We start from the raw sequence: 6,117 nt of genomic DNA, 5'->3' as shown, positions 1-6,117 counted from the left end.
TTTCTATGAAACCGTCGATTCTCCCTGCGGAATTGCCGGACTGATATACGAGGCGAACTACGCTCAGGCCAGCGACAACCAGGTGCGCCTCGTCCTCCACACCGCCGCATACTGGCTGATGCTCACCCTGCGCGAGGCGGTGCCCACAACCGATCATCTCAGCAACGCCGAGTTTGCCACGCCGCGGCTCAGGCTCCTCAAGCTCGGCGCCCGCGTCATCGAAACCGTCTCGCGAATCCGCCTGGCCTTCGCCGCCGCTTGTCCCGAGGCCAGCCTGTTCCGACAAATCGCTCTCACGTCATGGGCCCATTTTCTATTCCCGTTTGGGGTTGGCGGATTTGGCTACATGAGTCAGTGCCAGTTCTACAACGAGGCGGATTTAAATCGCTATCTGTCCAGAGTTGAAGCGGGGGAGAAACCGGTATGGAAAGGTGTTGTACTGTCGCAAGACGATCTCATGCGCAGAACGGTGATGTTCTCATTACGAAGCAGTGGAGTGGTGCTCTCTCGCTTCGAACTAGAGTTTGACGTATCGATTGAACAATACTTTGGTCGCGAGCTTAAACTCCTAACTGAGGCGGGGCTGGTGGCTATCTCAAACGATGGCGTTCTTTCGTTAACTGCCGCTTGCGTTATCAATGCGGGCGCTGTGTCGCTGCTATTCTTCTCGGAAGACGTGCTGGAGCAGGTCGCGTACACCGAAAGCAGAATAACCGACAAACGAGCCGACCTGCTCGAAAAGCACGATTACTCCCCGGCGGGAAGATACGGGTCGAGTGCAGAAATGCGGGCGCTGTTCGGTGAAGTCGGGGGTGCGCTCGATGTGCATTAGGTCTTCTCTTTCCATCCCGGAACACGAGGCTCATCGGGTGCAGGCGATATTTTCTCATTTGACCGATCGAATTGATCGCGGGCACCGAAAACGACCGCTTGGACTTCTCAGTCTGACGCGGTGAGCCAAAGGTAGCGTCAGTATCGCCTCGCCAAGCAAAATATCACGTCAGAGGCGCTTGCGTCCGACACCAGTCGAAAGCGAGGGTCAATGTCTCCAGACGTGGTCTTCCGTCAGTTCGAATCTGGGGATGCCGACGATGTGTGGCTTCTTCATAGAAGCGCATCTGAGCATGCAGGTGTGCGCGGCCCCGGAGGGGCGTGGGAGGATGATTTACGCAATGTCGCAGAAGTCTATATCGAGTCAGGTGGGGACTTCGTAGTCGTGCGTATTGGTACCCAACTCGCTGCTATGGGTGGATTGAAACGCGTTGATGATGATGTCGCAGAGCTGAAGCGTATGCGGGTGGAACCCGTCTTTCAACGACGAGGGCTTTGGAAGGAGAACTCTTGGTGAATTGGAATCGCGAGCCGTCGCCCTGGGGTTCAAGTGGATAATCCTCGACACGACAACGATCCAAGTAGGGGCTCAAAGATTTTATGAGACGGCTGGCTATATTCGCCTCAGGGAAGGGATGTTGCACGGATATGCAGTGTTCTTCTACCAGAAGCGGCTCGTCGGCCGGGATGGTGCCCCGCCTTATGGATCGAGTTGTGAGGCGATACAGAAGTCGGTGAACGCCATGACGCGACCGTAGAACCCAGATGAGGGTCGGCTTCGGGGCGGGCGAAATGACACCTTGCCCAGAATTCGCCGCGCGCCACTATCATATCTCTTTCCACTTTGGAAGCGAGCCTTCCGGTCAACGGTGCAAGCCGTATAAAATTCCATTGATTTTACGGCATTTTCTGATCTGGCATGGCGTTTGCGTGACACATTCTGCAACGGACCGGCAAGAGAGGAAACCGGCCCATTGAATGAGGGAGGAACAGATGGAAACCTTTTACGAGGTCATGCGGCGCCAGGGGATCACCCGGCGCAGCTTCATGAAATTTTGCAGCCTGACCGCCGCATCGCTCGGGCTTGGCCCGGCGTTCACGGCGCAGATCGCCCATGCGATGGAAACCAAGCCGCGTATCCCCGTGCTTTGGCTGCACGGCCTGGAATGCACCTGCTGTTCGGAGAGTTTCATCCGCTCGGCCCATCCGCTCGCCAAGGACGTGATCCTGTCGATGCTGTCGCTCGACTATGACGACACGATCATGGCCGCAGCCGGTCATCAGGCCGAAGCCATCGTCGGAGAGGTGGTGGAGAAGTACAAGGGCAACTACATCCTGGCCGTCGAAGGCAACCCGCCGCTCGACGAGGACGGCATGGTCTGCATCATCGGCGGCAAGCCGTTCGTCGATCGGCTGAAATACGCCGCCTCGAACGCCAAGGCGATCATCTCCTGGGGCTCCTGCGCTTCGTGGGGTTGCGTGCAAGCGGCGCGGCCCAACCCGACCCGGGCAACGCCGGTCCACAAGGTTCCGGGCCTTCCCAACAAGCCGATCATCAAGGTGCCCGGCTGCCCGCCGATCGCCGAGGTCATGACCGCCGTCGTCACCTACATGCTCACCTTCGAGAAGTTTCCCGAGCTCGACCGGCAGGGCCGGCCGAAGATGTTCTATTCCCAGCGCATCCACGACAAATGCTATCGCCGTCCGCATTTCGATGCCGGGCAGTTCGTCGAGCATTTCGACGATGAAGGCGCACGCAAGGGCTACTGTCTCTACAAGGTCGGCTGCAAGGGCCCGACCACCTACAATGCCTGTTCGACCTTGCGCTGGAACGGCGGCCTGTCATTCCCCATCCAGGCCGGCCATCCCTGCATAGGGTGTTCGGAAGATGGCTTCTGGGACAAGGGCGACTTCTACAACCGGCTGAGCAATGTCCATGGTTTCGGCATTGAAGCGAACGCCGACCAGATCGGCGGGACCGTTGCCAAAGTGGTCGGCGCGGGCGTCGCCGTCCATGCCGCCGCATCCGTCGTCAAGCGCATTCGCGAAAAGTGAGGAGAGAACTGATGGGCTTTCAAACCCCCAACGGGTTCAATCTCGACACAACAGGACAGCGCATCGTCGTCGATCCGGTCACCCGAATCGAAGGCCACATGCGTTGCGAGGTCAACATCGATGAGCAGAATTTCATCCGCAACGCCGTGTCCACGGGCACCATGTGGCGCGGGCTTGAAGTCATCCTCAAGGGCCGCGACCCGCGCGATGCCTGGGCCTTCGTCCAGCGTATCTGCGGCGTCTGCACCGGCACGCACGCACTCACCTCGGTACGGGCGGTGGAAGATGCGCTCGGGATCATGATCCCCGAAAATGCCAACTCGATCCGCAATATCATGCAGCTGTCGCTGCAGATCCACGATCATCTGGTCCACTTCTATCACCTCCACGCGCTCGACTGGGTCAACCCGATCAACGCGCTTAAGGCCGATCCTGTCGCAACGTCGCAATTGCAGCAGGCCGTCTCGCCCAGCCATCCCATGTCTTCGCCCGGTTATTTCCGCGATACCCAGAACCGGCTGAAGAAGTTCGTCGAATCCGGCCAGCTCGGCCCGTTCAAGAACGGCTACTGGACCAACCCGGCCTATCTGCTTCCGCCCGAAGCGGACCTGATGGCGGTCACCCACTATCTCGAAGCGCTCGATTTCCAGAAGGAAATCATGACCGTCCGCACCATCTTCGGCGGCAAGGACATCCATCCGAACTGGCTGGTCGGCGGCGTTCCCTGCGCCATCAACATGGACGGGCCGATGGCAGCGGGCGCGCCGCTGAACATGGAGCGGCTGAACTACGTCAAGAGCGTCATCGACCGCACGCTGACCTTTGTCGAGAATGTCTACATTCCCGACATCATCGCCATCGGCGGCTTCTACAAGGGCTGGCTCTACGGCGGCGGCCTTTCGGGCAAGAGCGTACTCGCCTACGGCGACATTCCCGACCGGGCCAACGACTATTCCGCCGCCAACCTGATGATGCCGCAGGGCGCGATGATCAACGGCAACTTCACCGAAGTGCTGCCCGTCGATGTCCGCAATCCGCAAGAAGTCCAGGAATTCGTGCCGCACTCCTGGTACAAATATCCCGACGAGGCCAAGGGGCTGCATCCCTGGGACGGTATCACCGAGGCCAACTATGAACTCGGCCCGAACCTCAAAGGAACCAGCACCAACATCGAACAGATCGACGAGGGAGCGAAATATTCCTGGATCAAGGCGCCGCGCTGGAAGGGTCATGCCATGGAGGTGGGGCCGCTCGCCCGCGATGCCGTCGGTTATGTCCAGGGCCACGCCGAAATCAAGGAGCAGGTGGATGCCACGCTGCGGGCACTCGACGTGCCGTTTTCGGCATTGTTCTCCACGCTCGGCCGCACCGCGGCCCGCGCACTGGAGTCGCAATGGGCCGCCCGCAAGCAGGTCTATTTCCTCGACAAGCTGATCGCCAACATCAAGGCCGGAGATTCCGCCACGGCCAACACGGAGAAGTTCGATCCGAAAACCTGGCCTTCCGAGGTCAAGGGTGTCGGCTTCACGGAAGCGCCGCGCGGTGCGCTCGGGCACTGGATCCGCATCAAGGATACGCGCATCGAGAACTACCAGTGCGTCGTCCCGACGACCTGGAACGGCTCGCCGCGCGATCACGCGGGAAACATCGGCGCGTTCGAGGCATCGCTGATGGACACAAAAGTAGAGCGGGCCGAGGAGCCGGTCGAAATCCTGCGCACGCTGCATTCGTTTGATCCATGCCTGGCCTGCTCCACCCACGTCATGGGTCCGGACGGCCAGGAACTGACCACTGTCAAAGTACGCTAGGGAGGGACATCATGAACATGCTGAAAAAGACTTTTGGTCTCGGCGTTGCCGCAGCCATCGTCGCGACGCCGGCTCTGGCGCACACGGGCGCCGGCCATGCCGACGGTTTTGCCGCCGGGTTTACCCATCCGCTGCTCGGCGCGGACTATCTGCTGGCCATGCTTTCGGTTGGTGTCTGGTCGGCGCTTGCCGTGCCGGCGAAGGCATGGATCGCTCCGTTTGCCTTTGTCAGCGCCATGCTCTGCGGCGCGCTGCTGTCGTTTGCCGGCGTCGGCCTGCCCACGGTCGAAGGCATGATCGCTTCGTCCGTCTTGGTTCTGGGCCTCATGGTGGTGGCAGGCGGATATCTTACGATCATTTCCGGCGTCGCGCTGTGCAGCCTGTTTGCCCTCTTCCACGGCCATGCCCATGCAAGCGAGGCAACGGGAGCGGTGATCAGCTACATTGCCGGGTTCTCGGCGGCGACGGCGCTCATTCACGTCGCCGGCATCGGCGTTGGGATGGCCATCGCGAAACGGCCGTTCGCCCGCCTGGCGGTGGGCGGCGCGGTGATGGCGGCGGGCGCCTTCATCCTGTCCGGCATTTGAGGGGGGACGATCATGAGCCACTCTCAAAACCATGAGGAAAAGGCGGTCTATGTGTACCAGGCGCCGGTGCGCCTGTGGCACTGGATCAATGCCTTCGCCATCCTGGCGCTCTGCCTGACGGGTTACCTGATTGGTTCGCCGCCGCCGGCCGTCAGCGGCGAGGCGTCGGACTCCTACCTGTTCGGCTATATCCGCTTCATCCACTTCACGGCCGCCTATATCATGATCATCGGCTTTGTGTTCCGGGCCTACTGGTCGATCGTCGGCAACGAGCACTCGCGCCAGATCTTCCTGCCGCCGCTGTTCTCGCGCACCTTTTGGAAGGAGGTCGTGCACGAGGTGCTCTGGTACATGATGCTCGTCAAGGAGCCGCAGAAATACGAAGGCCACAACCCGCTGGCAGTGCTGGCCATGCACTTCGGTTTCGTCTGGTTCTCGGTGTTCATGATCTTTACCGGGCTCGCGCTCTACGGCGAGGGCCAGGGCATGGGCTCCTGGCAGTACAACTGGTTCTCCTCCTGGCTCATTCCGCTGTTCGGCCAGAGCCAGGACGTCCACACGCTGCATCATCTGGGCATGTGGGGCATCGTCATCTTCGTCATCGTCCATATCTATGCGGCCGTGCGCGAAGACATCATGTCCCGCCAGTCGATCATTTCCTCGATGTTCTCCGGCTGGCGGACATTCCGGGACAACGATAGCAACTGATGCCTCCCCCGCCACCTACGAAAACCGGCGCCGTTCCCTGCGGCGCTTCGTTAGAGCGGGATGAGATTTGTGGGAGTCGTGGGATTCCCAAATCATCGCGGTTCTGATTCAACATTCATGCTGGGAGG

At 60.1% G+C, this 6,117-nt stretch carries 5 protein-coding genes; all 5 read left to right on the top strand.

What is annotated here, in order from left to right; all coding sequences use genetic code 11:
- A partial coding sequence (locus ACWGTI_RS31915; protein WP_454590606.1) for a transposase occupies window positions 1-832 on the top strand: 832 nt, incomplete at its 5' end.
- A gap of 992 nt (window positions 833-1,824) precedes the next feature.
- Window positions 1,825-2,886: a hydrogenase small subunit gene (locus ACWGTI_RS31910; RefSeq protein ID WP_454590605.1), complete on the top strand. Its 1,062-nt coding sequence runs from the start codon at window positions 1,825-1,827 to the stop codon at window positions 2,884-2,886.
- 11 nt (window positions 2,887-2,897) lie between these two features.
- On the top strand, window positions 2,898-4,694 hold the full coding sequence (locus tag ACWGTI_RS31905) for a nickel-dependent hydrogenase large subunit (protein WP_454590604.1): 1,797 nt from the start codon (window positions 2,898-2,900) through the stop codon (window positions 4,692-4,694).
- Window positions 4,695-4,705: 11 nt separating this feature from the next.
- Complete coding sequence (locus ACWGTI_RS31900; protein ID WP_454590603.1) at window positions 4,706-5,281, top strand: HupE/UreJ family protein; 576 nt, start codon at window positions 4,706-4,708, stop codon at window positions 5,279-5,281.
- Window positions 5,282-5,293: 12 nt separating this feature from the next.
- The gene (gene cybH / locus ACWGTI_RS31895; protein ID WP_454578559.1) at window positions 5,294-5,989 is read left to right on the top strand and encodes a Ni/Fe-hydrogenase, b-type cytochrome subunit; all 696 of its coding nucleotides are present in this window, start codon (window positions 5,294-5,296) and stop codon (window positions 5,987-5,989) included.
- Window positions 5,990-6,117 lie beyond the last annotated feature (128 nt).

This window comes from Mesorhizobium sp. ArgA1 (assembly GCF_053714375.1).
This window is presented reverse-complemented; position numbering and strand designations above follow the sequence as displayed.

Excerpts from the sequence above, each read along its gene's own strand:
- ACWGTI_RS31905 (WP_454590604.1), top strand. The coding sequence starts at position 2,898 with ATGGGCTTTCAAACCCCCAACGGGTTCAATCTCGACACAACAGGACAG.
- cybH (WP_454578559.1), top strand. The coding sequence starts at position 5,294 with ATGAGCCACTCTCAAAACCATGAGGAAAAGGCGGTCTATGTGTACCAG.
- ACWGTI_RS31910 (WP_454590605.1), top strand. The coding sequence starts at position 1,825 with ATGGAAACCTTTTACGAGGTCATGCGGCGCCAGGGGATCACCCGGCGC.
- ACWGTI_RS31900 (WP_454590603.1), top strand. The coding sequence starts at position 4,706 with ATGAACATGCTGAAAAAGACTTTTGGTCTCGGCGTTGCCGCAGCCATC.